Source organism: Pseudorhodoferax sp. LjRoot39, from assembly GCF_964253035.1.
Lineage (GTDB): Bacteria > Pseudomonadota > Gammaproteobacteria > Burkholderiales > Burkholderiaceae_C > Pseudorhodoferax.
In genome coordinates this window covers 5,419,724-5,443,138 of the sequence record NZ_CAXUQL020000001.1, presented here as the reverse complement: position 1 = coordinate 5,443,138, position 23,415 = coordinate 5,419,724, and the positions used below count along the sequence as shown (strand labels likewise).

The window sequence follows — 23,415 nt, the reverse complement described above, 5'->3', positions numbered from 1 at the left end:
GCTGGGTTTGTAGCACGTGGCGCGGTGCCGCAAAGCGCTGGGTCATCGAGGCGGTACCAGCGGGGCGGCGCCTGGTCCTTGCTGGCGGCAACGCCACATCGGCGCGCCGGCGAAAACGGGTCGCGTGGAGAGGTTCTCTGGAGGGCGCCCGCAACAAGCCAGGACCTGCCGGGCCATTCCTGCATTCACAGTGTCGTCACAATCCGGGCGCTCCGTGTCCAGAGAATCGATCCGCTTTCGAGGGGTCATCGAACGGCTGGCCGAAAGCGCTGCACTGCACTGAAACACCTCATGCAGTTCTGAAACTGGAGGCCAAGATGAACAAGCGCTTCGGGATTGTAGGAAGAACATACGCCATCGCAGCGGTGCTGGCTGCTCTCATGGCATTCATTGCCATTTTTGCTCAGCAGCGGCTGAATCAGATCGTGGCGCTCGCCGGGACGACGGAGGAGCTGCGTGTGCCGCAGCTGCAGCATGTGTCGGCCATGGAGCTGAATGTCACGCGGGTATCGCTGCAGCTTCGACATGCCATTCTTGCGCGCACGCCGCAGGAACGCGAGACGGCCTTGAAGGACATCGATGTCAAGCGCAAGCTCATCGCCGATGCATTGAGCGCCTACGCAGCCAATCTGTCCGGCGCAGATGCAGCCAGCCGGGCCGCCGATCTTCGCAAGCAGTCCGATGCGTTCTGGCAGGCTGGCGAGGGCAACTTGCAGCCAATCATGGAGGGGCGCAAGGAGGAGGCGTTCGCCTTCCTGGTGGACAAGACGATCCCTGCACGCAATGCATTCCTGGCCGTCTTGGGAGACAACGTCAAGTTCCAGGAGGGCGCCCTGCGCGGCGACATCTCGGAGATCCGCAAGGATTCCGCCGATGTCATGCGCGCGCTGATCCCATTGGTGATCGGTGCGACGGTGGGCCTCTTCCTGTTTGCCTGGTACCTTGCAAGAACACTTCGTCAGCGTGTTGGGCACTCCCGTGTCGTTGCCGAGCGTGTGCGCGATGGCGACCTCACGCAGCCCGTGGTCGACCGCCACCGCGATGAGTTCTCTCCGCTGCTGGCCTCCCTGGCGGACATGCAGGCTTCGTTGACGCAGGTTGTCGACGGCGTGCGTGAACACGCGGACAGCGTGGCCACGGCAAGCTCCGAGATCTCCCAGGGAAATGCCGACCTGAGCACCCGCACCGAACAGCAGGCTTCGGCGGTGCAGCAGACGGCAGCGGCCATGGACGAGCTGACGGCGACCGTGCAGCAGAACGCGGCCAACGCAGTCCAGGCGAATGCGCATGCCACCGCAGCCCGTGCGGTTGCCGAACGCGGCGGCGCCGCTGTCGGGCAGGTCGTGACGACCATGAAGGCCATCAGCGACAGCAGCAAGAAGATTGCCGACATCATCGGCACCATCGATGGGATCGCCTTCCAGACCAATATCCTTGCGTTGAACGCCGCGGTCGAAGCGGCGCGCGCTGGCGAGCAGGGCCGCGGCTTTGCGGTCGTTGCCGGCGAGGTCCGCACCCTGGCAGGCCGGTCGGCGCAAGCGGCGAAGGAGATCAGGGCCCTGATCGGAGAGAGTGTTGGACGCGTCGAGCATGGCGCTCAGCTTGTCGATACGGCCGGCGCGACGATGCACGAAATCGTCGACTCCATTCGCCGGGTCACGGAAGTCGTCAGCGAGATCGGCAATGCAAGTTCCGAGCAAGGCATGGGCGTAGCGCAGGTGGGCGAGGCCATCACCCACATCGACCAGGCCACCCAGCAGAATGCGGCGCTCGTCGAGGAAAGTGCAGCTGCCGCGCAAAGCCTGAGCAAGCAGGCCCAGGAGTTGGTCGAGTCCGTCGCGATCTTCCGCACCGGCAAGTCCGCGCCGTCAGGTTCTGCAAACGCACGTCCTTCACCCCGGGCCCTGCCGCAGCGTCGCCGTGGCGCCTTGAACCTCAGGTCGGCATAGACGCCGGGAGCCATGCTGAAGAAGATTCCGTCCGCGCAGCTGCGGCTGGGCATGTACGTGCAAGAGTTCTGTGGCTCGTGGATGGACCACCCGTTCTGGCGTGCCAAATTCCTGGTCGGAACCGAGGCGCAGCTGTCCAAGGTGCACGGCAGCGGCGTCCAGGAGCTGTGGATCGACACCGACAAGGGCCTGGACATCGAGACCGGCATTCCCGAGGCGCAGGTCAGGGTCATGGTGGAGCAGGAGCTGGAGCATCTCGCGACCATGCCCGCGCCCCTGATGCCCATGGTGCCGGAGGGTGGCGACGATGTGGGGCAGGCCCTGGAGCTCATCCATCGCTCGCTGCCCAGGATCGCGACGATGTTCTCCGATGCGCGGCTGGGCAAGGCGCTAGACCTGCCGGGGTGCGAAAGCATGGTCGACGAGATCTGCGAGTCGGTCATGTCCAAGCCGCATGCCCTCATCAGCGTGGCGCGCCTGAAGCGCCATGACGAATACACCTACATGCATTCGGTGGCGGTGTGCGCGCTCATGATCGGGCTGGGGCGCCAGCTCGGCCTGAACGACAGGCTGCTGCGCAAGGTCGGCCTGGCCGGCATGCTGCACGACGTCGGCAAGGCCGCCATGCCGCTGGACATCCTGAACCGGCCCGGCAAGCTGTCGGACGCGGAGTTTCGCGTCATGCGCAGCCATCCCGTGCGCGGGCACGAACTGCTCACGGAAGGCGGCGGCGCCGGGCCGGTGGTGCTGGACGTCTGTCTGCACCACCACGAGAAGGTCGATGGCACCGGCTACCCCCACGGCCTGGCCGGCGACCAGATCAGCACCGTCGCCAAGATGGGTGCCATCTGCGACGTCTACGACGCCATCACTTCCGACCGGCCCTACAAGCGTGCCTGGAGCCCGGCGGAATCGCTGCGCCAGATGGTGCAGTGGAAGGGCCATTTCGACCCCAAGGTGTTCCAGGCCTTCGTGCGCACGGTGGGCATCTACCCGATCGGCTCCCTGGTGCGGCTGCGCTCGGGAAGGCTTGCCGTGGTCGTGGAGCAGAACCCGGCCAACCTGCTGGCGCCGCGCGTCAAGGCCTTCTTCGACCTGGGTTCCAACGTGCGGGTCTACCCGCGCGAAGTCGACCTGGCCGACGCCGCCCTGGGTGACGCCATCGAGCGCTACGAGACGCCATCCGACTGGCGTTTCCAGGACCTGGACGAACTCTGCGGCCTGAAGAGGCTGCGGTCCGGCCCGCAGGAAGGGGGGGCACCGTGAAGGCACGGGAACGCGGCCGGCTGCAGGGCCCGGTCCAGTTGGCCAGGGCCAGGCCCTAACACACTTGCGCCACATTTGTGGCGCCGGTCTCGGGCCCAATGTGCCATCCCATTCCTGAAGCCTGAGCGCGCATGCCACATCCCGTCCGCACCGAAGGCCCGTTCCCCGAGTTGGCCGGCGTGCGCCCGTCCGCGGCGCCGCGGCGGCTGCTGCGCGCGGCCGTGGCACTGTGGCTGGTGGCGGCCCTGGCCTCGCTCGGGCTGGCCGCGATGGACCGTTTCCAGGCCGACCACTTCGAGCAGCAGATGCGCCCGTTGCGCCAGCTCGCCGTGGTGCGGGCCGCGCTGGCGCCGCGGCTGCAGGCCGGGCCGGCCGAGGGCGATGCAACGCAAGGCGTGGCCGAACGCGCGGCCTGGCTGCATGCGCTGGAGCGCATGGATGTGCTGGGCCAGCGCGTGGCGGGCGGGCCGCTCGGCCTGCCCAACACGCTGTCCCAGCAGGCCCAGGCGCTGCATGCGCAGTGGGCCGGCCTGGATCTGGCGCGCTCGCCCTGGACCGGCGTGGACGCCGGCCCCAGCCGTTCGGCCCTGGTGGCGCTGTTGCAGGAGGCCGAGCGCGTGGAGACCCAGAGCGAAAACCTCCTGGCGCAGGCGCGCGCCGTGCAGCAGCAACGCTATGCGCTGGCCTGGTCGGCCCTGGCTGCGCTGCTGCTGCTGGGCCTGGGTGCGGCCTGGCGCTGGGAGCGGCGCTGGCGCAAGCTCGAGACGGCCCTGCGGACCGACGCCGGCCAGCACCGCCGGATGCTGGACCTGCTGCCACAGCTGGTCTGGATTTGCGACGCCGACGCGCAGTGCGAATACCTCAACGAACGCTGGGTCCAGTTCAGCGGCAAACCCTTGCGCGAACTGCTGGGCGCCGGCTGGCTGGACCTGATCCATCCGGACGACCGCCCGACCGTGCTGGGCGAATGGCGCGCCCTGCAGGCCAGTGGCACGGATCGCCTGTCCGACTTCCGGCTGCGCCATGCCAATGGCAGCTACCGCTGGTGCAATGTGCGCTTCGGCTCGGTGGGTGGCACCGAGGGCCGGCCCACGCGCTGGTTCGGCACCAGCAGCGACGTGCACGATGTGCGCCAGGCCAACGAGGCGCTGGCGCGCAGCGAAGAGTTCCACCGCTCGCTGCTGGCGTCCCTGAACGAAGGCGTGATCGCCTACGACGCGCGGGGCATGGCCACGGCGGTCAACCCTGCGGCCCAGCGCCTGCTGGACCTGCGCGCCGAAGACATGCTGGGCACGCACCCGAAAGGCTGGGGCCTGGTGCTGCACGACCCGCAGGGCCAGCCGCTGGCGGCCGGCCAGACACCGGTCGGCCGCGTGCTGGCCGACGGCCAGGCCCGCCGCGACGTGCTGGTCGCGCGCACCGACCGCCTGGGCCGGCGCCAGTGGCTGTGCGTGAACGCCGAACCCGTGCACGGCGGCCCCGAAGGCGCGCTCAGCGCCGTGGTCTGCTCGGTCACCGACGTCACGGTGCAGCAGCAAAGCCAGCGCCAGGCGCTGGAGCAGCTCGAGCGCGAGGTGCAGTCGCGCACGCGCGAGCTGACCGGCATGCTGCACGAGCGCACCCAGGCCGAGCAGCGCATGCAGGCCCTCAACGCCCAGTTGCAGGAGGCCGAGCGCTTTGCCCACCTGGTGGCCGACAGCGTGCCGGGCCGGCTGGTCTACTGGGACAGCGGGCTGCGCTGCCGCTTCGTCAACCGCACCCAGCGCGAATGGTTCGGCGAAACCACCGAGGGCGTGATCGGCCGCACGCTGGTGGAGGTGCGCGGCGCTGCCTTCGCCGAACGCGTGGCGCCCCGTGTGGCCGCCGCGCTGGTCGGCACGCCGCAGGAGTTCGAGCAGACCGAGTACAGCGTGCGCGGCGAACGCGCCGACACGCGCGTGCAGTACATCCCCGACCGGCGCGAGGGCGAGGTCAAGGGCTTCGTCGTGCTGGCCACCAACATCACGCGCGACAAGCAGGCCGAGCTGTTGCTGCACGAGCGCCACGAGCAGCTGAAGCAGGCCCGCGACCGCGCCAACGCGGCCAACCAGGCCAAGACCATCTTCCTGGCCAACATGAGCCACGAGATCCGCACGCCGCTCAACGCCATCCTCGGCTTCGCCCACCTGCTGCGCCGCGAGATCGACGACGCGGCCCAGCAGCAGCAGCTCGGCCGCATCGTCGGTGCGGCCAGCCAGCTGCTGCATCAGCTCAACGACATCCTGGACCTGTCGCGCATCGAGTCCGGGCAGCTGCGGCTGGACCATGCCGACTTCTCGCTCGACGCGCTGCTCGCGCGCAGCTGCGCCGCCGTGGTGGACGCGGCGCGGCAGAAGGACATCGAGCTGGTGCTGCATGTCGAACCCGTGCCGGACCTGCTGCGCGGCGACGCCGCACGCTTGCTGCAGGCGCTGCTGAACCTGTTGTTCAACGCCGTGAAGTTCACCGAGCGCGGCCTGGTGATGCTGCGCGTGGAGCTGCTGGGCCAGGAAGGCGGCCAGCTGCTGCTGCGCTTTGCCGTGCAGGACACCGGCATCGGCATCGCCGCCGCAGACCTGGGCCGCTTGTTCACCCCCTTCGCCCAGGCCGACGGCACCAGCACGCGGCGCCACGGCGGCACCGGCCTGGGCCTGGCGCTCACGCGCAGCATTGCCGAGCAGATGGGCGGCGAAGTCGGCGCCGAGAGCCGGCCCGGCAGCGGCAGCCGCTTCTGGTTCACGGCGCGCCTGGGCATCGCCCAGGCGGCGCAGGTGCCGCAGCCCGTACCGCTGCAGGGTCTGCGCGCGCTGGTGGTGGACGACCTGCCCGAGGCGCGCGACACGCTGGCCGAGCTGCTGGATGGTCTGGGCATGGTGGCCGACACGGCGCCGGACGGCACCCAGGCCCTGGTCCAGGCGCAGCAGGCCCTGCAGGCCGGCCGGCCCTACGAGCTGCTGCTGCTGGACGAGGCCATGCCGGGCCTGGACGGCGTGCAGGCCGGCACCCGGCTGGCCGCGCTGGCGCCGCCGCGCGCCATGGTGCTGCTGGCCACGCGCGACCGCGCATCGTTGCACCAGCTGGCACGCGACGCCGGCTTCGGCGCCGTGCTCGCCAAGCCCGTCACGGCCGGCCTGCTGCGCGACACCTTGCTGCGGCTGGTGGCCGACGCCGGCGCCGTCGACACCCAGGCCCGGCCGCAGACGCTGCTGGCCAGCACGGCCGGCGCGCGCGTGCTGCTGGCCGAGGACAACCTCGTCAACCAGGAGGTGGCCGTGCAGCTGCTGCACGCGGCCGGCGTGCATGTGGACGTGGCTGGCGATGGCGCCCAGGCCCTGGACATGGCGCGCAGCCGGCCCTACGACCTGGTGCTGATGGACGTGCAGATGCCGCACCTGGACGGTCTGGAGGCCACGCGCCGCATCCGGCAGGAGCCGGCGCTGGCGCAGCTGCCCATCATCGCGATGACCGCCAACGCCTTTCCCGAGGACCGCCAGGCCTGCCTGGATGCCGGCATGAACGAGCACCTGGCCAAGCCCGTGGACCCGCGCGAGCTGCATGCCGCGCTGCTGCGCTGGCTGCCGGCGCGGCTTGGCGAAGGCCGGCCACCGGCGCCGCTGGCCGGGCAGGAGCCCGCGCGGCCGGCCATACCGAGTCCCGCGCCGCAACCGGCCACGCCGGTGGGCTCGGCCGACATCGTCGCGCGCATGGCCTCACTGATCGACCTGCCGCTGGCGCTGGAGTACGCGGCCGGCCAGAGCGACATCCTGTTGCGCGTGCTGCAGCAGTTCGTGTCGCACTACGCGGCCACCGGCGCCACGCTGGTGCGGCTGCTGCAGGAGGGCGACCGCACCGCCCTGGCGCGTGCGCTGCACGGGCTGCGCGGCGTGGTCGGCATGATCGGCGCGGCCCGGTTGCGCGACATGGGCGCGGCCGTGGAGGCCGCACTGGCCAAGGGCGCACCGCTGCAGGACCTGCAGGCCCCGCTGGAGGCGCTGCGCACCGAACTCGACGCGCTGGTGGCCGCCGTTGCGCAGCGGCTCGCCTGATCAGCCGCCCACGCGCTCGAAGCGGTAGCCGAAGCCGTAGACCGAGACCATCTTCCAGCCGTGCGTGCCGTCCAGCTTGAGTTTGCGGCGCAGCCGGCTGACATGGGTGTCGACGGTGCGCGCGTCGACCTCGGTGGACACGCCCCAGACCTTGTCGAGCAGGAAATCGCGCGACAGCAGCTTGCCCATGTTCTGGAACAGGCACACCGCCAGGTCGAACTCCTTCTGCGTGAGGTCCATGGACTGGCCGGCCATGGCCAGGCGCTGGCGCGCGATGTCGATCTCGTATTCGCCCGCACGCAGCACCGGCAGCTGGCCAGGGCGGGCGCGGCGCGAGGCGGCAGCGATGCGCGCCAGCAGTTCCAGTGGCTTGGCCGGCTTGACGATGTAGTCGTCGGCGCCGGCCTCCAGCGCGGCCACCGTCACTGGCTCTTCCTCGCGCGCGGTGATCACGATGCAGGGCAGCTGCCAGCCGATGGTCTTGCGCACCCATTGCAGGACCTCGCCGCCGTTGCCGTCGGGCAGCATCCAGTCGATCAGCGCCAGGTCGAAGGTCTCGGCCTGCACGCCGGCCTGGAACATGGCGGCCGTCTCGAAGCCCTTGCAGGTGTGGCGGCCCTGCTGCACCAGCAGCGTCAGCAGCTCGCGCTGCACGGGGTCGTCCTCCAGGATGGCGATGTGCATTCTTGATCCTCCTAAAACATCGGAATGTCGGCGCGGACGGTGGCCAGGCGCCGCAGTGCGGGAGCGGCGCTGGGGTCGGCGCTGACAATCGCGGCCCATCTGCCACCCCGAGGAGACTGCCTTCCATGCATACCCACCATCTGACGCTGGCCTACTGGTGCCTGCTGGCCGCGGCCATGCTGCCCTACGTGAGCGCCTGGATCGCCAAGGCCGGTGCCTTCGGGCGCGGCGACAACCGCGCGCCACGCGCCTGGGCGGCGCGCCAGGACGGCTGGCGTGCCCGCGCGCTGGCGGCGCAGCACAACGGCTTCGAAGGCCTGCCGCTGTTCATGGCCGGCGTGCTGGCGGCCCACCAGTTCGGCGCCACGCAGGCGCGCATCGATGCGCTGGCCCTGGCCTACCTGCTGCTGCGCGTGGTCTATGTGTCGCTCTACATCCGCGACAGGAGCACGCTGCGCAGCCTGGCCTGGACGGCGGGCCTGGCGGTCAGCGTGGCGCTGTTCTTCGTGCGCTGACGGCTTGCGCAGGCGCACGGCGACCACGCCGGCGGGGCCGGTGCAGGTGCCGGGCGCAGGATCGGCCTGCTCTTGCTGGAGGCGCGCGCTGCAGAGAAAGGCCTGCACGCTGTGGGCGGTGGCCGGCACCGAGCCACGGCCGGGCGCCGCGAACCGCATCGCCAACGGCATGGGACTCCTTGTTTGCAACGGCCAAATTCTGAAACAGTTTTATAACTTATGTGCTGGGGATCGCCCGGATGCGGTGGAGTCCGACCAGGAGCCGTGCACTGCGGCAAGCGTTCAGCCGGTGGCGGGCCGCCGTCAGCCCTGGGCGCTGCGGCCCAGTTCGCGCGCCAGCCGGCGCACCAGTTGCACGAGGTCGCGGTGCAGCTGCAGGCCCGGCGCGGCCAGCGTGGCGGGCGCGGCGCCGTCGGCCAGTTGCTGCTCGAAGCCGCGCAGGGCCTGCAGCAGCGCGGGCGCGCCCACCGTGGTCAGTGCGCCGCGCACCGAGTGGCAGACCTTGCGCCAGCGCGCCCCGACCTCGGCAGGCGTGCCGCTGGTGTCCAGCAGTTCCGGCAGTCCCTGCGCATAGGTCTCGACGAAGCGGCCCAGCGCGCGTTCCAGGATGGGCATCTGCCCGGCCACATGGCGCAGCGCCTGCTCCACGTCGTAGCCCGGCACGCGCTCCAGCCGCGCCTGCAGCGGCTCGCTGTGCCCGGAGGTACCGGTCTGCGCCAGCGGCTGCAGACCGGAGGAGGCCGACTCGCGCAGCGGCAGCCAGCGCAGCAGCTTGCCGTACAGGGCCTCGGGGTCGACGGGCTTGCCCACGTGGTCGTTCATGCCCGCGTCCAGGCAGGCCTGGCGGTCCTCGGCGAAGGCGTTGGCGGTCATGGCGATGATGGGCGTGCCCTCGCCGTCGCGCTGGCGGATCGCGCGCGTGGCCTCGGTGCCGTCCATCACCGGCATCTGCACGTCCATGAGGATCAGGTCGTACGGGCGCGACAGCGCCATTTCCACGGCACGGCCGCCGTCCCAGGCGGTCTCCACCACCAGGCCCACGAGGTGGAGCAGGTCCTGCGCGACCTCGCGGTTCACGGGGTTGTCCTCGGCCAGCAGGATGCGCTGGCCGGCGTGGCGCTGCTGCAGCAGGCTGGCGGCATCGGAGGCGTGCAGGCCGGCCGTTTCGGCCTCGGTCTCCGCGCTGCGCAGCAGCTCGACCAGGCGTTCCTGCAGGGCGCCCGAGGTCAGCGGCTTGAGCATCACGGCGTCGAAGTGCGCGGCGCGGGCGCGTGCCACCAGCGTCGGTTCGTCGAAGGCCGTCACCAGGATGCTGGGCGGGATGCCGTCGCCCAGCAGCGCGCGCAGCCGCGCCAGCGTCTCGATGCCGTCGGCCGGCTCCATGCGCCAGTCGATCAGCAGCACGTCGTAGGCCTGGCGCGCCGCCATGCGGGTCTCGATGCGGCGTGCCGCCTCGTCGCAGTTGCCCACCGCATCGACCTGCACGCCCAGCAGCTGCAGCTGCTCGCCGATCACGGCCAGGGCTTCGGGCAGGTCGTCGATGACCAGCGCGCGCAGGCCCTGCAGCACGGGCTGGATGGCGGGCCGGGGCGCCTGTGCCGCGCGGCCCAGCCAGGCCGTGAACCAGAAGCTGCTGCCGGAGCCGGGCGCGCTGTCCACGCCGGCGTCTCCGTCCATGGCGCGCGCCAGCTGGCGCGACAAGGCCAGGCCCAGGCCGGTGCCGCCATGGCGCCGCGAGAAGGAGTTGTCGGCCTGCTCGAAGGCGTTGAACAGCGCCGCCTGGCGGCCGCGCGAGATGCCCGGTCCGGTGTCCTGCACCTCCAAGCGCACCAGCAGCCGGTCCGCGTCTTCCCGGACGACCGCGCCGCGCACGCGCACCCAGCCCGTCTCTGTGAACTTGACGGCGTTGGTCAGCAGGTTGATGAGGATCTGCGACAGCCGCGTCGGGTCGCCGCGCAGACGGCGCGGCAGGTGGTCCTGGTCCAGGATCAGCTCCAGGCCCTTGCTGCGGGCCGGCGCGGCCACCAGCTCGATGGCGCGGGCCAGCACGCCGTCCAGCGAGAACTCGATGTTCTCCAGCGTGAGCTTGCCGGCCTCGATCTTGGAGATGTCCAGGATGTCGTTGATGACCTGCAGCAGGTGCTGGGCGGCGGCGCCCACCTTGTCCAGCCGCTCGCGCTGGGTGCGGTCGCGCGCATCGCGCGCCAGCAGGTGCGTCAGGCCGATGATGGCGTTCATCGGCGTGCGGATCTCATGGCTCATGTTGGCCAGGAACGCCGACTTGGTGCGGCTGGCGGCATCGGCCTCCTGGCGCGCGGCCACCAGCGCCGCATTGGCCTGCTGCAGGGCCAGCGTGCGCTCCTGCACGCGCTGCTCCAGCGTGGCGGCCATCTGGCGCAGTTCGTCCTCGGCCTGCCTGCGCTGGGTGATGTCGGTGGCCACGCCCAGCAGAATGCGCTGGCGTCCGTCCAGCGACAGGATGGGGCGCTTGATGGTGCTGAACCAGCGCGTGCTGCCGTCGGCGGCGACCAGCCGTTCCTCCTCGATCAGCAGGTCGCGGCCACTCTCGATGACCTGCCGGTCGGCGGCGAAGAAGCGCCGCACCTGCGCATGGTCGGGGTTGAAGTCCAGCTCGCTGCGCCCGACCAGGGTCTCCACGTCGGTACCGTAGGCCTCGGCCAGCGCCTGGTTGGCCAGCACGAAGCGGCCCTCGGCGTCCTTGGCGAAGATCAGGTTGCGGTTCAGGTCGATCACGCGGCGCAGGAAGGCCTGCTGGAACTGCAGCTCGCTGGTGCGCTCCTGCACGTGCTGCTCCAGACCGGCGTTGAGCTGCTGCAGGTGGTTCTCGGCCACGGCCCGGGCCCGCACCTCCTGGCGGACGCCGCGGAACAGCAGCACGAACAAGGCCGTCAGCAGCACCAGCGTGACCAGCAGGGCCACCAGCGTGGAATCGCGCTGCGACTCGGCCCGGCGCAGCCGGGTTTCCAGCAGCGCAGCCTCGGCGGCATCCATGTCCCGCACGCTTTCGCGCAGTTGCTGCAGGTTCTGGCGCGTGCCCTCGTTGCGCAGCAGATCGCGCGCGGGCGCCAGGCCTTCGCGGATCAGCGCGGAGCCCACGGCCTCGAGCATGCGCAGATGCGCCTCGGTCAGCTGCGTCAGGCGCGCATGGCGCGCCAGTTGCTCGGGGTTGTCGCTGACCAGGCCGCGCAGCTCGGCCAGGTTGCGGCGCGTCGCGGCGGCCCAGCTCTCGTAGTCGGCCGAGAACTGCAGCTCACCGGTCAGCATCTGGTTGCGGCGCGCGAGTTCGGCGTCGGCGATCGCGCCGTAGACGCCGGCCAGCTCGGCGCGCACCTCCTGCGTGTGCGCGATCAGGCGCGCCGTGTCGGCGAAGCGCACGCCCGTCGTATAGGTCAGCCCACCACCCATGAGCACGAACAGCGCGGTCGGGATGAAGCCCGACAGCACCAGGGTCTCGATGCGGCTGCGCACGCGCGAGCCGGGCTGGGCGTGCAGCGTCGCGGCCAGCAGATGCGCCGCCGTGCCCAGCAGCATGAAGGCCCAGGCCGTGTGCAAGGCCACCGGCGGCGCGATGCGGTCGGTCACGATGGCGCTGACGTTCCACAGGTGGCCGGTGAACGACACGATGCCGATGCCGGCCACCAGGGCGGCCGCGGTGCGGGCCAGCGTCAGCAGGCGCGGGTGCGGCATGGCGGCGATGGCGCCGGCCAAGGCCACCAGCGCGATGGCGCTGTAGGGCGACATGCGGCCGCGCGCGGGGTTGAAGGCCGTGTCGTCATCGCGGAACAGCGCCTCGTCCAGCCCGGGGTTCCAGTCGAACAGGATCTCGGCCAGCGTCACCAGGCCCAGCAGGGCCACGGCACCGACCAGTGCCTGGGCCCAGCGGTCGGCCGCAGGGCCGGGCCGGGTGCGCAACCACAGCGCAGCCGAACAGGCCAGCAGGCCCAGGGCGGCGTTGGCCTTCATCTGCGCCGCGCCCGGGATCACGCTGCGCAGCGCTGGCAGGTCGAACGCCCAGCCCACCAGCACCGCCAAGGCCATGAGCGCCGACAGCGCGCAGGCCAGCCGGGCGAACTTCAGGCGCGGGCTGAGCGGGTCCGTGGGCGGCATGGCAAACCTCCGGGGGGCGGCTGCAAAACCGCCGAGCCTAAGCGCGTCGCCGGCTGGGCCGCGTAGGACAGGGCGACGAGCACGGCCTTTGGCTCACCCGGCCTGCGTGATCTGCGGCACGTCGGTCCCGGTGCCGTCGACCGGTGGAGGCATCGGCCTTGTGGCGGCCGTCGACCGGCAGGGGTGATTTCGGTGCGGGGACTAACGCCGCTGCAGATCCTGGGCCTGGCAGCGTGCGCAATCCACGCTGATCTCCATGCCGTGGGCATGCAGGCCCAGGCCGGCAAGCGCCTGCTCGACCTGGTTGCCCAGGGCCGGGTTGTCCCACTCGGTGGCATCGCCGCAGCGGCCGCAGACCAGGAACACCGGGTCGTTGTGCGGGTGCGGGCCGTGCTTGCAGACCACGAAGCTGCTGGTGGCCGCGACCTTGTGGACCAGGCCCTGTTCGACCAGGAAATCGAGGGCGCGGTAGACCGTCATTGGCGCCACGCCCGGGTTCAGCGCGCGCATGTCGGCCAGCAGGTCGTAGGCCTTGCCTGCGCCGTCGCGCGCCAGCAGCAGCTCCAGCACCAGCGCGCGCTGCTCGGTCATCTGCGCACCCTGGGCCGCGCAGCGTGCCTGGGCGTCGGCCAGTGCCTGCTGGTGCTGCCGCGGCGTGGGCTGCTTGGCGGTCTGCACGGGGGCACGGGAGGCGGTCTTGCGGGGCATGGCCGGAATTCTAGGCCGGCCTTTCCCTGGGCAGCGCCGCGGCCAATCCCAACCCGCACAGCGCCAAGGCGACGCAGGCGCCGCTGGGCCAGTCCAGCGCCCACGACAGGGTCAGCCCCAACGCGCAGGCCAGGGCCGCCAGCGACAGCGCCAGTGGCTGGCGCATGCCGCGCGTCAGCCACAGCGCCGGCGCGATCAGCAGGGCGAACACCAGGTACAGGCCCAGCGCCGGCACCGCAGCGCTGAGCGCCAGGGCGAACACGGGGTAGAACCAGGCGTCGCGTGCGAGCCGACCGGCGCTGAGCATCACCAGCAGTGCCGCGCCGGCCAGCAGCCCCGTGGCTGACCACGGCGCCCAGAGCACGTCGGCCGCCAGCAGCGCGGCCAGCAGCTCGCGCCCGTGCGGTGCCTGAGCGGCAGCCAACACCGCGCAGCTGGCGCCGGCCACGTAGACCAGACCGATCAGGGCTTCTCGCTGGCGCGGTGCGCGGCGCGCAATGGCGCGCACCGTGCCGGCGCCGGCCAGGGCCGAGACCGCCGCTGCCAGCGCCGTGGCCCATGCGGGCGGGTGGTTCACCAGCAGGGCGCAGGCCAGCGCACCGCAGGCCGCCACCTGCGCCACGGCCAGATCGATGAAAACGACGCCGCGCGCCAGCACCTGACCCCCCAGCGGCACCAGCGCCAGGCAGGCCACGGCCAGCGCGGCCACCGGTGCGGCCAGCCAGGCAAGCGCTTCCATGCTCAGCGCGGCGGCAGCAGCTGCGCGATCAGCAGATCGAACAGCGCCGCCAGGTCGCTCGCCTGTCCCTCATCGGCCACGGTGGACGGCAGCTGCAGCAGCCGCGTGCCGCGGCCCAGCTGCTGCACCAGCCATTGCGCCGGCCGCGCGTCCTGGTAGAGCGACACGACGACCGCACGCGGCGGCGCCGCGCGCGTGGTCTCCAGCACCCGCTGCAGATGCCCCGGCGTGGGCGGCATGCCGGGCTTGGGTTCCAGGTCGGCCACCTGCGCCATGTCCAACCAGTGCCACAGGTAGGCGTAGGTGGTGTGCTGGGCCGCGACCTGCATGCCGCGCAACGGCGCCGCACGTTCGCGCCAGGCCGCCATGCGTGCGCGCCAGTCGCGCTCGAAGGCCTGCCAGCGTGCAGCATGCGCGGCCGCGCGTGCCGGCTCGAGCTGCTGCAGCCGCTGCGACAGCGCCTGGGCGATCGCCAGCAGCCGGTCGGGGTCGAGCTGCACGTGCGGGTTGCCTTCGCTGTGCACGTCGCCATCGAACGGGGTGCCGGGCGGGCGCGGGTCGATCAGCGTCACATGGTCGGCCGCGTAGAACATGCCGGGCGTGCCGTCCTGCACGCGTGCATTGCCCGCGCGCTGCTGCAGCATCGGCAGCCAGCCGGTCTCCAGCGAGGCGCCGGTGCACACGGCCAGGTCGGCCCGGCGCAGCGCGGCGATCAGGCTGGGCCGGGCCTCGATGTGGTGCGGGTCCTGTCGCGCGTGGGTGGCGCTGCTGACCTGGGCCTGCGGCGCCAGCTGCTTCACCAACGCAGCCCATTCCGGCTCGCAGGCGAACACGGTCAGGGCGTGGCTGGCGCCCGCGGCGGCGCACAGCGCACAGGCGGCAGCCCATGGGAGCAACCATGCCCGTGCGCGCTTGTTGTGGGGCCGTTCGGCCTGCACCTGGCCCACCCATGCCAGCGGCCGTCGCGGAACTGGCTCTGCCAGGCCGCTGACGGCGCCCCCTGCCGGGGGGGGCCGGAGCGCGGAGCGCGCAGACTGGGGGAGGTCAAAAAGCATGCGCAGCATGGGCACCGAAGGACAGGACGTATTGCAACTGCAGCGCATGCTTGCCGGTGTCGAATCCGACCGCGTCGCGCTGGCGCGTGAACTGCAGGCGCAGGCTCTGCATGTGCGTGGGCTTGTAGGCCAGCATCACCGCATCTTCGGCCAGGCGGGCACCGTGGAAATGGTCGCCGTGCGGCTGGCGCACGCGCAGCAGGTCGGTGCGCACGCCCACCTCCCAGCTCGGCGCGAAGCGGTAGACGGCGCTCAGGTAGTGCGCGCGGTGCTTGTCGCTGCTGGCGGCGTAACGGTTGAGGTCGTGCACCTCGGCGTACTCGTAGGCCAGGCGCAGCTGCTGGCGGCTGTTGTTGCCGTCCGGCGCCCACTTGTAGGCCAGGTCGAACAGGTACAGCTGCTTGCCGCTGTAGGCCGCGCCATGGGCATGCGCATGGTCATGCCCGTGGTCATGGTCGTCGCCACCGTGGTCGTGGTCTTCCTCCAGTGCCGCCTCGCGCCGGTTATGCAGCCAGGACAGGCCGGCCTGCCAGCTGTGCGATGTGCCGATGTCGCCCCCCGTGCGCGCGGTCAGCACGAAGGCGCCCGGGCTTTGCGAGCGGCTGGCCTCTTGCACCAGCTGCTTGCCGCGGAACACCTCGGCGCCCAGGCGCAGGTACAGGTCGGTCGGCGCGGTCCAGTTCAGGCGCACGCCGTCGTCGTACCAGTGGCCGCCCAGGAAGGCGCGGTACAGCAGCGGACGCTCCACGAAGTCGTCGGCGTGCGGATGCTGCTCGTTGAGATAGCCCAGCTGCGAGGAGAAGCGCCCGGCGCGCGCCTGCAGGCCGGCCGGCAGGCTGCGCGTCTGCACGAAGGCCTCTTCCAGCTCGGCCTCCAGGTCGTCGTCGTGGCTGTGCACAGCGGTCGTCACCTGGGCCTGCAGCGCGCTGCCGATGGGGCCGAACAGGCTGATGTCGCTGTGGCCCAGGCCCAGGCCCTGCACGCGCTGGCCCAGGGCCGGGACGCGCGAGGAGGCGGCCACGTCGAGCACGGCGCCGAACTGCCAGCGCTCCGCTGGCGACGGATCCTGCGCCTGCGCGCTGGTGGCCGCGGCCAGTGCGGCCGTCAAGGCGAAGCGCTTCATCGTGCGATCCCCAGCCAGGCCAGGTAGGAGGGCGTGAAGCCCAGGGCCACGCGCTGCTTGACCTGCAGCTGCGCGGCATCCACCACCAGCAGCTGCTTGCCGCTCGGATCGCTCAGGTAGACCTCGTCGCGCGCGCCGTTGGCAGCGAAGGCGGGAAAGGGGGCGGCCGCGGGCATGGCCGGCACCGCGCCGGTCAGCGTGGCGCGCGTGGTCCACGCGCCAGCGCCGTATTGCAGCGCGTAAAGCGTGCCCTGGTCGTCGAGCACGAACAGCGTGCGGCCTTCGCGGTCGAAGCCGTGGGCGCGGCGCAGGCGGCCCTCGCCCCAGCCGGCGATCGCGATCGGCGTCACCGCGTTGGTGGCGGGATCGATGTCGTAGAAGCGCGTGGTCGACGGCGTGCCGCTGTTGCCGACGCCCACGAAACGCGCCAGTTCGGGGTGGCCGGCGATGGTGCTGATGCCGGAGGGCGCCGTCACGCGCGTGGCAGCGAAGCCGCCGCTGGCCACCGGGCGCACGAGCATGGCGCCGTCGCTGCAGCCGGCCACGGTGGTCGTGCCCTGCGTGTAGCTGCCGTGCATGCCCGGGCACACGGCGTCAAGCCGCTGCACGAAGCTGTATGCGCTGCCCTGGCGGCGGTAGATTTCCACCTGGGTCGGCGAGGTGGCGCCGGCCACGAGCGCGCTCGTCACCAGGTGGTCGCCGTTGGGCTCGGCGAAGCCGTGCATGGGCGCGGTCAGGGGCAGCGTGGCCGACACCTGGCCCGCCGCGATGCCGGCGTCCGTGAGCAGCAGCGCCGAGGCGTTCTGCGCAGTGGCGGCGCGGCCATCCATGAACAGCGCGGCCTGGCCGGCGCGGTCGTCGTAGTGCGTGGGCTGGGGGCCGTCCACGCGCATGGTCAGCAGCCGCGGATCCTGCTTGTAGTCGTGGTCGTGGTCGCCGTGGTCCTCCTGCCAGATGCCGCCATCGACGATCTGCGTGACGTCCTGCGGGCGCTGCAGCGCCAGTGCGTACCGGCCACCGGGGCTGGCGTAGACGGCGCTGGGGCTGTTGGCCAGCGTGAAGCTGCCGACCACGGCCCCGCTGTCCAGGTCGTGCAGGCGCAACGTGGGAGAGCCGCTCTCGGCGATCGCCAGACGGCCGGCCGTGTCGATGTCGTAGTCCTCGTGGGCATGGTCGTCGTCGCCACCGCCGCCACCACAGGCGGCCAGGGCAAGAGCGGCGACAAGGCCCAGTGCGAAACGGGTGGAACGGGAAGCGGCGTGGCTTGGCATGGTTCTCCTCTGACGTGCCTGGTTTGCAGAATGCATAGTTATAACATAACATGTTACACAGTCACATCCAATGACGCCAGGCACAAAGGACAAGGGCCGGATGCGCGATGCGCATTCGGCCCTGGGGCTCCGGGAGGAGAACGGTGTCAGTGCGCTTCTGCGGCCTTGGCGGCCTCGATCGCATCGGCGGTGTTGTCGCCCGTGCCGTTGAAGTAGATGTTGAGCAGCACGGCGGCAATCGCCGTCAGCAGGATGCCGGACTCCAGCAGCGGGTGCAGGCCGTGCGCCATCTGCTGCATCCAGCGCGGCGCCACCAGCGGAATCAGGCCGAAGCCGATCGCCAGCGCGACGATGTAGAGGTTATTGCGGTTGCCGCGGAAGTCCACGGCCGACAGGATGCGGATGCCGGTGGCCGCGACCATGCCGAACATCACGAGGCCGGCGCCGCCCAGCACGAAGGTGGGCACGCTCTCCACCAGGGCCCCCATCTTGGGCAACAGGCCCAGCACCACCATGATCATGCCGCCAGCCACGCAGACCCAGCGGCTGCGCACGCCGGTCACGCCGACCAGGCCCACGTTCTGGCTGAAGCTGGTGTAGGGAAAGGTGTTGAAGAAGCCGCCGATCACGGTGCCCAGGCCGTCGGTGCGCAGGCCCGCGGCCAGTTCGGCCTGCGAGATCTTCTTGCCCGTGATGTCCGACAGCGCGAGGAACATGCCGGTGGACTCGATCATCACGACGACCATCACCAGCGTCATGGTCAGGATCATGACCGGGTCGAAGGTCGGCATGCCGAAGGCCAGCGGCGTGACGATGTCGAACCAGGCCGCCTCGGCCACCTTGTGGAAATCCATCTTGCCCATGGCCACGGCCACGGCGCAGCCGGCCACGATGCCCAGCAGCACCGAGATGTTGGCGACGAAGCCGCGGCCGAAGCGCACCAGCAGCAGGATGAAGACCAGCACCGCTGCGGCGATGCCCATGGTGTCGAGCGCGCCGTAGCGCGGGTTGTCCATCATCGGGATCGGGCCCAGCAGCTGGCCCATGGGCACGCCCTTGGCCTCGGCCGCCGCGCGCGTGGCGTCCACCAGCCGGCCCAGGGCCTCGGCATCGACGGTCTGCGCCATCGAGGCCGGCCCGCCCATGGCCCAGCCCACGCCCACGCGCATCAGGCTGATGCCGATGACGGCGATGATGGTGCCCGTGACCACGGGCGGGAAGAAGCGCAGCATCTTGCTGATGGCCGGCGCGATCAGCATGGAGATGACGCCCGCGCCGATGATGGCGCCGAAGATCGCGCGCGCCCCCTCCACGCCGGGCATGGCGTTGGCGAAGGCCACCATGGGGCCGACCGCCGCGAAGGTCACGCCCATCATCACGGGCAGCTTGATGCCGAACCAGCGCGTCATGCCGAAGGACTGGATCAGCGTGACGATGCCGCAGCAGAACAGGTCGGCGCTGATCAGCATGGCGACCTGGTGCGGCGAGAGCTGCAGCGCGCGACCCACGATCAGCGGCACCGCCACGGCGCCGGCATAGATCACGAGAACATGTTGCAGGCCCAGCGCGGCCAGTCGGCCGGTGGGCAGGCGTTCATCCACGGGGTGGACAGCGGGCGTGGTCATCGGGTGTCTCCAGGACTTCGAAAAAGTGCACGCGCGCTGGGCGGCTTTCAGTGGGGGAAGCCGCGGCCAGTGCCGGCCGGTTCTTCCCCCCACCACAGCGGGTTCTGTGAGGAGCTGTGGTCGCAAAACCCCTCAGAAGAGGAGACCCGCGGCGACCTGGATATATGGCTTATCGTATACACAATAGAAGGTTTTTGTCTCCGGAAAAACCCTTTGATCGCATACGAAGAAGGGTTCAGGAGCCGCGGTAGGTGCTGTAGCTGTAGGGGCTCACGAGCAGCGGCACGTGGTAGTGGCCGGCCTTGTCGGCGATGCCGAAGTCCAGCTGCACGCTGTCGACGAAGGGGTACTCGGGCAGCTCCACGCCGCGTGCGCGGAAGTACGGCGCCACCTCGAACACCAGGCGCCAGCGGCCGGTTTCCATGCTGGCGGCATCGAGCAGCGGCCCGCCGTCGTTGCGGCCGTCGGCATTCAGCGTGAGGGTCTTGACGGTCTGCGCGCTGCCGTCGGCCTGCACGCGCTGCAGCGTGACCTGCATGCCGGCGGCCGGGCAGCCGTGGGCGGTGTCGAGAACGTGGGTGCTCAGGTGTCCCATGGTCGTTGTTCCTTTCGAAGAGGGTGGGCAGGGGTGGATCGTATACGCGATACGGCGCCCGCACGCCTCCGCAGCCACGGAGGCGATGCAAGCGCCGTACCAGGAGGAGTGGGTTGGCTCAGGCCGGTTTATCGCCGATCTTGAACTGCGACAAAGTCTCGAGTGCACGCACCATGCCCGAGTGGTCCCAGGCCGCGCCGCCCTGGGCCACGCAGGCCGAGAACAGTTGCTGCGCGCCGGCCGTGCCCGGCAGCGCCAGGCCCAGCTGGCGTGCCGCGCCCAGCGCCAGGTTCAGGTCCTTCTGGTGCAGGGCGATCCGAAAGCCCGGCTCCACGGTGCGCTTGACCATGCGCTCGCCCAGCACCTCGAGGATGCGCGAGCTGGCCAGGCCGCCCAGCAGCGCCTCGCGCACGCGGGCCGGGTCGGCACCGGCACGCGCGGCGAACAGCAGGCCCTCGGCCACGGCCTGGATGGTCAGCGCCACGACGATCTGGTTGGCCACCTTGCAGGACTGGCCGTCGCCGCTGCCACCCACGCGCGTGATGTTCTTGCCCATCACGGCCAGCACCGGCCGGGCGCGCTCGAACACCTCGGGCTTGCCGCCGCACATGATGGACAGCGTGGCGTTGCGCGCGCCCACGTCGCCACCGGAGACCGGCGCGTCCAGGTAGTCGGCGCCCAGAGACTCGATGCGGCGCGCGAAGTCCTGGGTCTCCACGGGCGAGATCGAGGACATGTCGATGACGAGCTTGCCAGCCGAGATGCCGGCGGCCACGCCGTCCTCGCCGAACAGCACGGCCGCCACGTCGGGCGTGTCCGGCAGCATGGTGATCACGATGTCGGCGCGCTCGGCCACGCCGCGGGCCGAGGTGCACTGCGTGGCGCTGGTCTCGGCCAGCGCGGCCGGCACCTTGCCCAGCGTGTGCAGGAAGAGCTGGTGGCCGGCCTGGATCAGGTGGCCGGCCATGGGCGTGCCCATGACACCCAGGCCGATGAAACCGATCTTGAGAGAGGAAGAAGTCATGTCTGAAAGCAGGTCGTTGTCAGTGTTGGGGAATCCAGGAGAGGCCGTCCTCGGTGCGGCCCGCGGGCTTGTATTCGCAGCCGATCCAGCCCTGGTAGCCGATGCGGTCCAGGTGGGCGAACAGGAACGGGTAGTTGAGCTCGCCCGTGCCCGGCTCGTTGCGGCCGGGGTTGTCGGCCAGCTGGATGTGGGCGATGCGCGGCAGCTGCTTCGTGAGCGTGGCCGCGAGCTCGCCTTCCATGCGTTGCATGTGGTAGATGTCGTACTGCAGGAAGAGGTTGGGCGCGCCGACCTCGTCGAGCAGCGCCAGCGTCTGTCCACTGCGGTTCAGGTGGAAGCCCGGGATGTCGTAGCTGTTGACGGGCTCCACGAGCAGCTTGAGGCCCGCATCGGCCAGTTGCAGCGCGGCATAGCGCAGGTTCTCCACCAGCGTGGCGTGGACCTGGGCCGGATCCACGCCGGCCGGCGTCTTGCCGACCAGGCAGTTCAGCTGGCGCACGCCGAGCACGCGGGCGTACTCGATGGCCTGGCCCACGCCGGTGCGGAACTCGCGTTCGCGTCCCGGGATGCAGGCGATGCCGCGCTCGCCGGCATCCCAGTCGCCGGCGGGCAGGTTGTGCAGCACGAGCTGCAGCCGGTGTTCCTGCATGCGGGCCAGGATGTCGGCGGCCGAATACGGGTAGGGGAACATGAACTCGACGGCCCCGAAGCCGGCGTGCGCAGCACGTTCGAAGCGCTCCAGGAAGGGCACCTCGGTGAACAGCATGGAGAGGTTGGCAGCGAACTTGGGCATGGCGTTCTCCTCAATCCAGCATGGCGGCGGCGATGGCCGTGGGCACGTCGGACTTGCCCGATGCCAGGTCCTCGAACTCCACCACGTTGTCGATCTCGGTGCCCATGGCGATGTTGGTCACCTGCTCGAGCAGCACCTCCACCACCACCGGCACGCGGTACTCCTCCATCCAGGCTTCGGCCTGGCGAATGGCCGGTGCGATCTCCTCGGAGCGGTGCACGCGGATGGCCTTGCAACCCAGGCCCTCGACCACCTTGATGTGGTCCACGCCGTAGCTGCGCACCGCCTCGTCGGCCGGCGTGTTGATGTTGTCGAAGGCCAGCTGCACGCAGTAGTCCATGCCGAAGCCGCGCTGGCTCTGGCGGATCAGGCCCAGGTAGCTGTTGTTCACGACGATGTGCAGGTAGGGCAGCTTGAACTGCGCGCCCACGGCCAGCTCCTCCAGCATGAACTGGAAGTCGTAGTCGCCCGACAGCGCGACGATCTTGCGGCTCGGGTCGGCGGCGCGCACGCCCAGGGCGGCCGGCACGGTCCAGCCCAGCGGGCCGGCCTGGCCGCAGTTGATCCACTGGCGCGGGCCGTAGACATGCAGGAACTGCGCAGCGGCGATCTGCGACAGGCCGATGGTGGAGACGTAGGTCACGTCCTTGCCGAAGGCGTTGTTCATGCACTGGTAGACGCGCTGCGGCTTCATGGGCACGCTGTCGTAGTTGGTCTTGCGCAGGTACTGCACGTCGCGCTTGCGGTCCTGGCATTCGGCGGCCCAGGCGGAGCGCTCGGGCAGCCTGCGCTGCGCGGCGCGCTCGCGGGCTGCCTGCACGAAGAGTTCGAGCGCGGCCTTGGCGTCGGAGACGATGCCGTAGTCCGGTGCGAACACACGGCCGATCTGGGTGGGCTCGATGTCCACGTGGATGAACTTGCGGCCCTTGCAGTACACCTCGGGGCTGCCCGTGTGGCGGTTGGCCCAGCGGTTGCCGATGCCCAGCACGAAGTCGGACGCCAGCATGTTGGCGTTGCCGTAGCGGTGGCTGGTCTGCAGGCCGCACATGCCGGCCATGAGCGGGTGGTCGTCGGGGATGGTGCCCCAGCCCATCAGCGTGGGGATGACCGGGATGCCAGTCAGCTCGGAGAACTCCACGAGCAACTCGCTCGCGTCGGCGTTGATGATGCCGCCACCGGCCACGATCAGCGGGCGCTCGGCGCTCTCCAGCATGTCCAGCGCCTTGTCGATCTGTGCGCGCGTGGCGGCCGGCTTGTAGACCGGCAGCGGCGCGTAGGTGTCGATGTCGAACTCGATCTCGGCCATCATCACGTCGAAGGGCAGGTCGATCAGCACCGGGCCCGGGCGGCCCGAGCGCATCAGGTGGAAGGCCTGCTGGAAGGCGCGCGGCACCTGGGCCGGCTCCAGCACCGTGGTGGACCACTTGGTCACGGGCTTGACGATGCTGGTGATGTCCACCGCCTGGAAGTCTTCCTTGTGCAACCGTGCGCGCGGCGCCTGGCCCGTGATGCACAGGATCGGGATGCTGTCGGCGCTGGCCGAATACAGGCCCGTGACCATGTCGGTGCCGGCCGGGCCCGAGGTGCCGATGCAGACACCGATGTTGCCGGCCTTGGCCCGCGTGTAGCCCTCGGCCATGTGCGAGGCACCCTCGACATGGCGCGCCAGCACGTGGCTGATGGTCTGGCGCTCGCGCAACTGCGCATAGAGCGGGTTGATGGCGGCGCCGGGCACGCCGAAGGCCTGGGTGATGCCTTCTTTTTCCATCACGAGCACTGCGGCCATCGCCGCCTTCATCTTTGCCATTGCAAGTCTCCTGGGTTGGTGCAACTGGCGCCAATGGTCGCGAGAGCCTCACCCGGCGTGAACGCCTGC

The 23,415-nt window shown here is 70.5% G+C and carries 16 protein-coding genes; 4 read left to right on the top strand and 12 right to left on the bottom strand.

Features of this window, described 5'->3' with window-relative positions:
* Nucleotides 1–317 precede the first annotated feature (317 nt).
* The 3 genes from ACSQ4M_RS25345 to ACSQ4M_RS25335 all read left to right on the top strand — a co-directional run bounded on the left by ACSQ4M_RS25345 (nucleotide 318) and on the right by ACSQ4M_RS25335 (nucleotide 7,279).
* Complete coding sequence (locus ACSQ4M_RS25345; RefSeq protein WP_436192162.1) at nucleotides 318–1,949, top strand: methyl-accepting chemotaxis protein; 1,632 nt, start codon at nucleotides 318–320, stop codon at nucleotides 1,947–1,949.
* Nucleotides 1,950–1,961: 12 nt separating this feature from the next.
* Complete coding sequence (locus ACSQ4M_RS25340) at nucleotides 1,962–3,215, top strand: HD-GYP domain-containing protein (protein WP_436192161.1); 1,254 nt, start codon at nucleotides 1,962–1,964, stop codon at nucleotides 3,213–3,215.
* 131 nt (nucleotides 3,216–3,346) lie between these two features.
* Nucleotides 3,347–7,279 (top strand): response regulator, encoded by a 3,933-nt coding sequence (locus tag ACSQ4M_RS25335; RefSeq protein WP_436192160.1) that lies wholly within the window; start codon nucleotides 3,347–3,349, stop codon nucleotides 7,277–7,279.
* Here ACSQ4M_RS25335 and ACSQ4M_RS25330 read toward each other — a convergent pair whose 3' ends face one another.
* A complete protein-coding gene (locus ACSQ4M_RS25330; protein ID WP_436192159.1) occupies nucleotides 7,280–7,963 on the bottom strand; it encodes a response regulator transcription factor in 684 nt (227 codons plus the stop codon).
* Nucleotides 7,964–8,088: 125 nt separating this feature from the next.
* On the opposite strand from ACSQ4M_RS25330, the gene ACSQ4M_RS25325 reads away from it, so the two are divergent.
* Nucleotides 8,089–8,478: an MAPEG family protein gene (locus ACSQ4M_RS25325; RefSeq protein WP_436192158.1), complete on the top strand. Its 390-nt coding sequence runs from the start codon at nucleotides 8,089–8,091 to the stop codon at nucleotides 8,476–8,478.
* Nucleotides 8,479–8,781: 303 nt separating this feature from the next.
* Here ACSQ4M_RS25325 and ACSQ4M_RS25320 read toward each other — a convergent pair whose 3' ends face one another.
* From ACSQ4M_RS25320 to gcl, 11 genes are all read right to left on the bottom strand, one after another.
* Nucleotides 8,782–12,606 (bottom strand): response regulator, encoded by a 3,825-nt coding sequence (locus ACSQ4M_RS25320; RefSeq protein WP_436192157.1) that lies wholly within the window; start codon nucleotides 12,604–12,606, stop codon nucleotides 8,782–8,784.
* A gap of 201 nt (nucleotides 12,607–12,807) precedes the next feature.
* Complete coding sequence (locus tag ACSQ4M_RS25315) at nucleotides 12,808–13,314, bottom strand: Fur family transcriptional regulator (RefSeq protein WP_436192156.1); 507 nt, start codon at nucleotides 13,312–13,314, stop codon at nucleotides 12,808–12,810.
* Nucleotides 13,315–13,324: 10 nt separating this feature from the next.
* On the bottom strand, nucleotides 13,325–14,053 hold the full coding sequence (locus ACSQ4M_RS25310) for a metal ABC transporter permease (RefSeq protein ID WP_436192155.1): 729 nt from the start codon (nucleotides 14,051–14,053) through the stop codon (nucleotides 13,325–13,327).
* Nucleotides 14,054–14,055: 2 nt separating this feature from the next.
* A complete protein-coding gene (locus ACSQ4M_RS25305) occupies nucleotides 14,056–14,886 on the bottom strand; it encodes a metal ABC transporter solute-binding protein, Zn/Mn family (RefSeq protein ID WP_436192154.1) in 831 nt (276 codons plus the stop codon).
* Between the two features lie 211 nt (nucleotides 14,887–15,097).
* Nucleotides 15,098–16,231: a hypothetical protein gene (locus ACSQ4M_RS25300; RefSeq protein ID WP_436192153.1), complete on the bottom strand. Its 1,134-nt coding sequence runs from the start codon at nucleotides 16,229–16,231 to the stop codon at nucleotides 15,098–15,100.
* A complete protein-coding gene (locus ACSQ4M_RS25295; RefSeq protein WP_436192152.1) occupies nucleotides 16,228–17,502 on the bottom strand; it encodes a hypothetical protein in 1,275 nt (424 codons plus the stop codon). The genes ACSQ4M_RS25300 and ACSQ4M_RS25295 overlap by 4 nt, the downstream gene beginning before the upstream one ends.
* 146 nt (nucleotides 17,503–17,648) lie before the next feature.
* Nucleotides 17,649–19,127, bottom strand: coding sequence for a nucleobase:cation symporter-2 family protein (locus ACSQ4M_RS25290; protein WP_436192151.1), 1,479 nt, complete (start codon nucleotides 19,125–19,127; stop codon nucleotides 17,649–17,651).
* 235 nt (nucleotides 19,128–19,362) lie between these two features.
* Nucleotides 19,363–19,722 carry a hydroxyisourate hydrolase gene (gene uraH, locus ACSQ4M_RS25285; RefSeq protein ID WP_436192150.1) on the bottom strand — a complete coding sequence of 120 codons (360 nt, stop codon included), beginning with the start codon at nucleotides 19,720–19,722 and terminating at the stop codon, nucleotides 19,363–19,365.
* Nucleotides 19,723–19,840: 118 nt separating this feature from the next.
* A complete protein-coding gene (locus ACSQ4M_RS25280) occupies nucleotides 19,841–20,746 on the bottom strand; it encodes a 2-hydroxy-3-oxopropionate reductase (protein WP_436192149.1) in 906 nt (301 codons plus the stop codon).
* Between the two features lie 19 nt (nucleotides 20,747–20,765).
* Nucleotides 20,766–21,539 carry a hydroxypyruvate isomerase gene (gene hyi, locus ACSQ4M_RS25275; protein ID WP_436192148.1) on the bottom strand — a complete coding sequence of 258 codons (774 nt, stop codon included), beginning with the start codon at nucleotides 21,537–21,539 and terminating at the stop codon, nucleotides 20,766–20,768.
* Nucleotides 21,540–21,549: 10 nt separating this feature from the next.
* Complete coding sequence (gene gcl, locus ACSQ4M_RS25270) at nucleotides 21,550–23,346, bottom strand: glyoxylate carboligase (RefSeq protein ID WP_436192147.1); 1,797 nt, start codon at nucleotides 23,344–23,346, stop codon at nucleotides 21,550–21,552.
* Between the last annotated feature and the right edge of the window lie 69 nt (nucleotides 23,347–23,415).

Excerpts from the sequence above, each read along its gene's own strand:
- ACSQ4M_RS25345 (WP_436192162.1), top strand. The coding sequence starts at position 318 with ATGAACAAGCGCTTCGGGATTGTAGGAAGAACATACGCCATCGCAGCG.
- ACSQ4M_RS25340 (WP_436192161.1), top strand. The coding sequence starts at position 1,962 with ATGCTGAAGAAGATTCCGTCCGCGCAGCTGCGGCTGGGCATGTACGTG.
- ACSQ4M_RS25335 (WP_436192160.1), top strand. The coding sequence starts at position 3,347 with ATGCCACATCCCGTCCGCACCGAAGGCCCGTTCCCCGAGTTGGCCGGC.
- ACSQ4M_RS25330 (WP_436192159.1), bottom strand. The coding sequence starts at position 7,963 with ATGCACATCGCCATCCTGGAGGACGACCCCGTGCAGCGCGAGCTGCTG.
- ACSQ4M_RS25325 (WP_436192158.1), top strand. The coding sequence starts at position 8,089 with ATGCATACCCACCATCTGACGCTGGCCTACTGGTGCCTGCTGGCCGCG.
- ACSQ4M_RS25320 (WP_436192157.1), bottom strand. The coding sequence starts at position 12,606 with ATGCCGCCCACGGACCCGCTCAGCCCGCGCCTGAAGTTCGCCCGGCTG.
- ACSQ4M_RS25315 (WP_436192156.1), bottom strand. The coding sequence starts at position 13,314 with ATGCCCCGCAAGACCGCCTCCCGTGCCCCCGTGCAGACCGCCAAGCAG.
- ACSQ4M_RS25310 (WP_436192155.1), bottom strand. The coding sequence starts at position 14,053 with ATGGAAGCGCTTGCCTGGCTGGCCGCACCGGTGGCCGCGCTGGCCGTG.
- ACSQ4M_RS25300 (WP_436192153.1), bottom strand. The coding sequence starts at position 16,231 with ATGAAGCGCTTCGCCTTGACGGCCGCACTGGCCGCGGCCACCAGCGCG.
- ACSQ4M_RS25295 (WP_436192152.1), bottom strand. The coding sequence starts at position 17,502 with ATGCCAAGCCACGCCGCTTCCCGTTCCACCCGTTTCGCACTGGGCCTT.
- ACSQ4M_RS25290 (WP_436192151.1), bottom strand. The coding sequence starts at position 19,127 with ATGACCACGCCCGCTGTCCACCCCGTGGATGAACGCCTGCCCACCGGC.
- uraH (WP_436192150.1), bottom strand. The coding sequence starts at position 19,722 with ATGGGACACCTGAGCACCCACGTTCTCGACACCGCCCACGGCTGCCCG.
- ACSQ4M_RS25280 (WP_436192149.1), bottom strand. The coding sequence starts at position 20,746 with ATGACTTCTTCCTCTCTCAAGATCGGTTTCATCGGCCTGGGTGTCATG.
- hyi (WP_436192148.1), bottom strand. The coding sequence starts at position 21,539 with ATGCCCAAGTTCGCTGCCAACCTCTCCATGCTGTTCACCGAGGTGCCC.
- gcl (WP_436192147.1), bottom strand. The coding sequence starts at position 23,346 with ATGGCAAAGATGAAGGCGGCGATGGCCGCAGTGCTCGTGATGGAAAAA.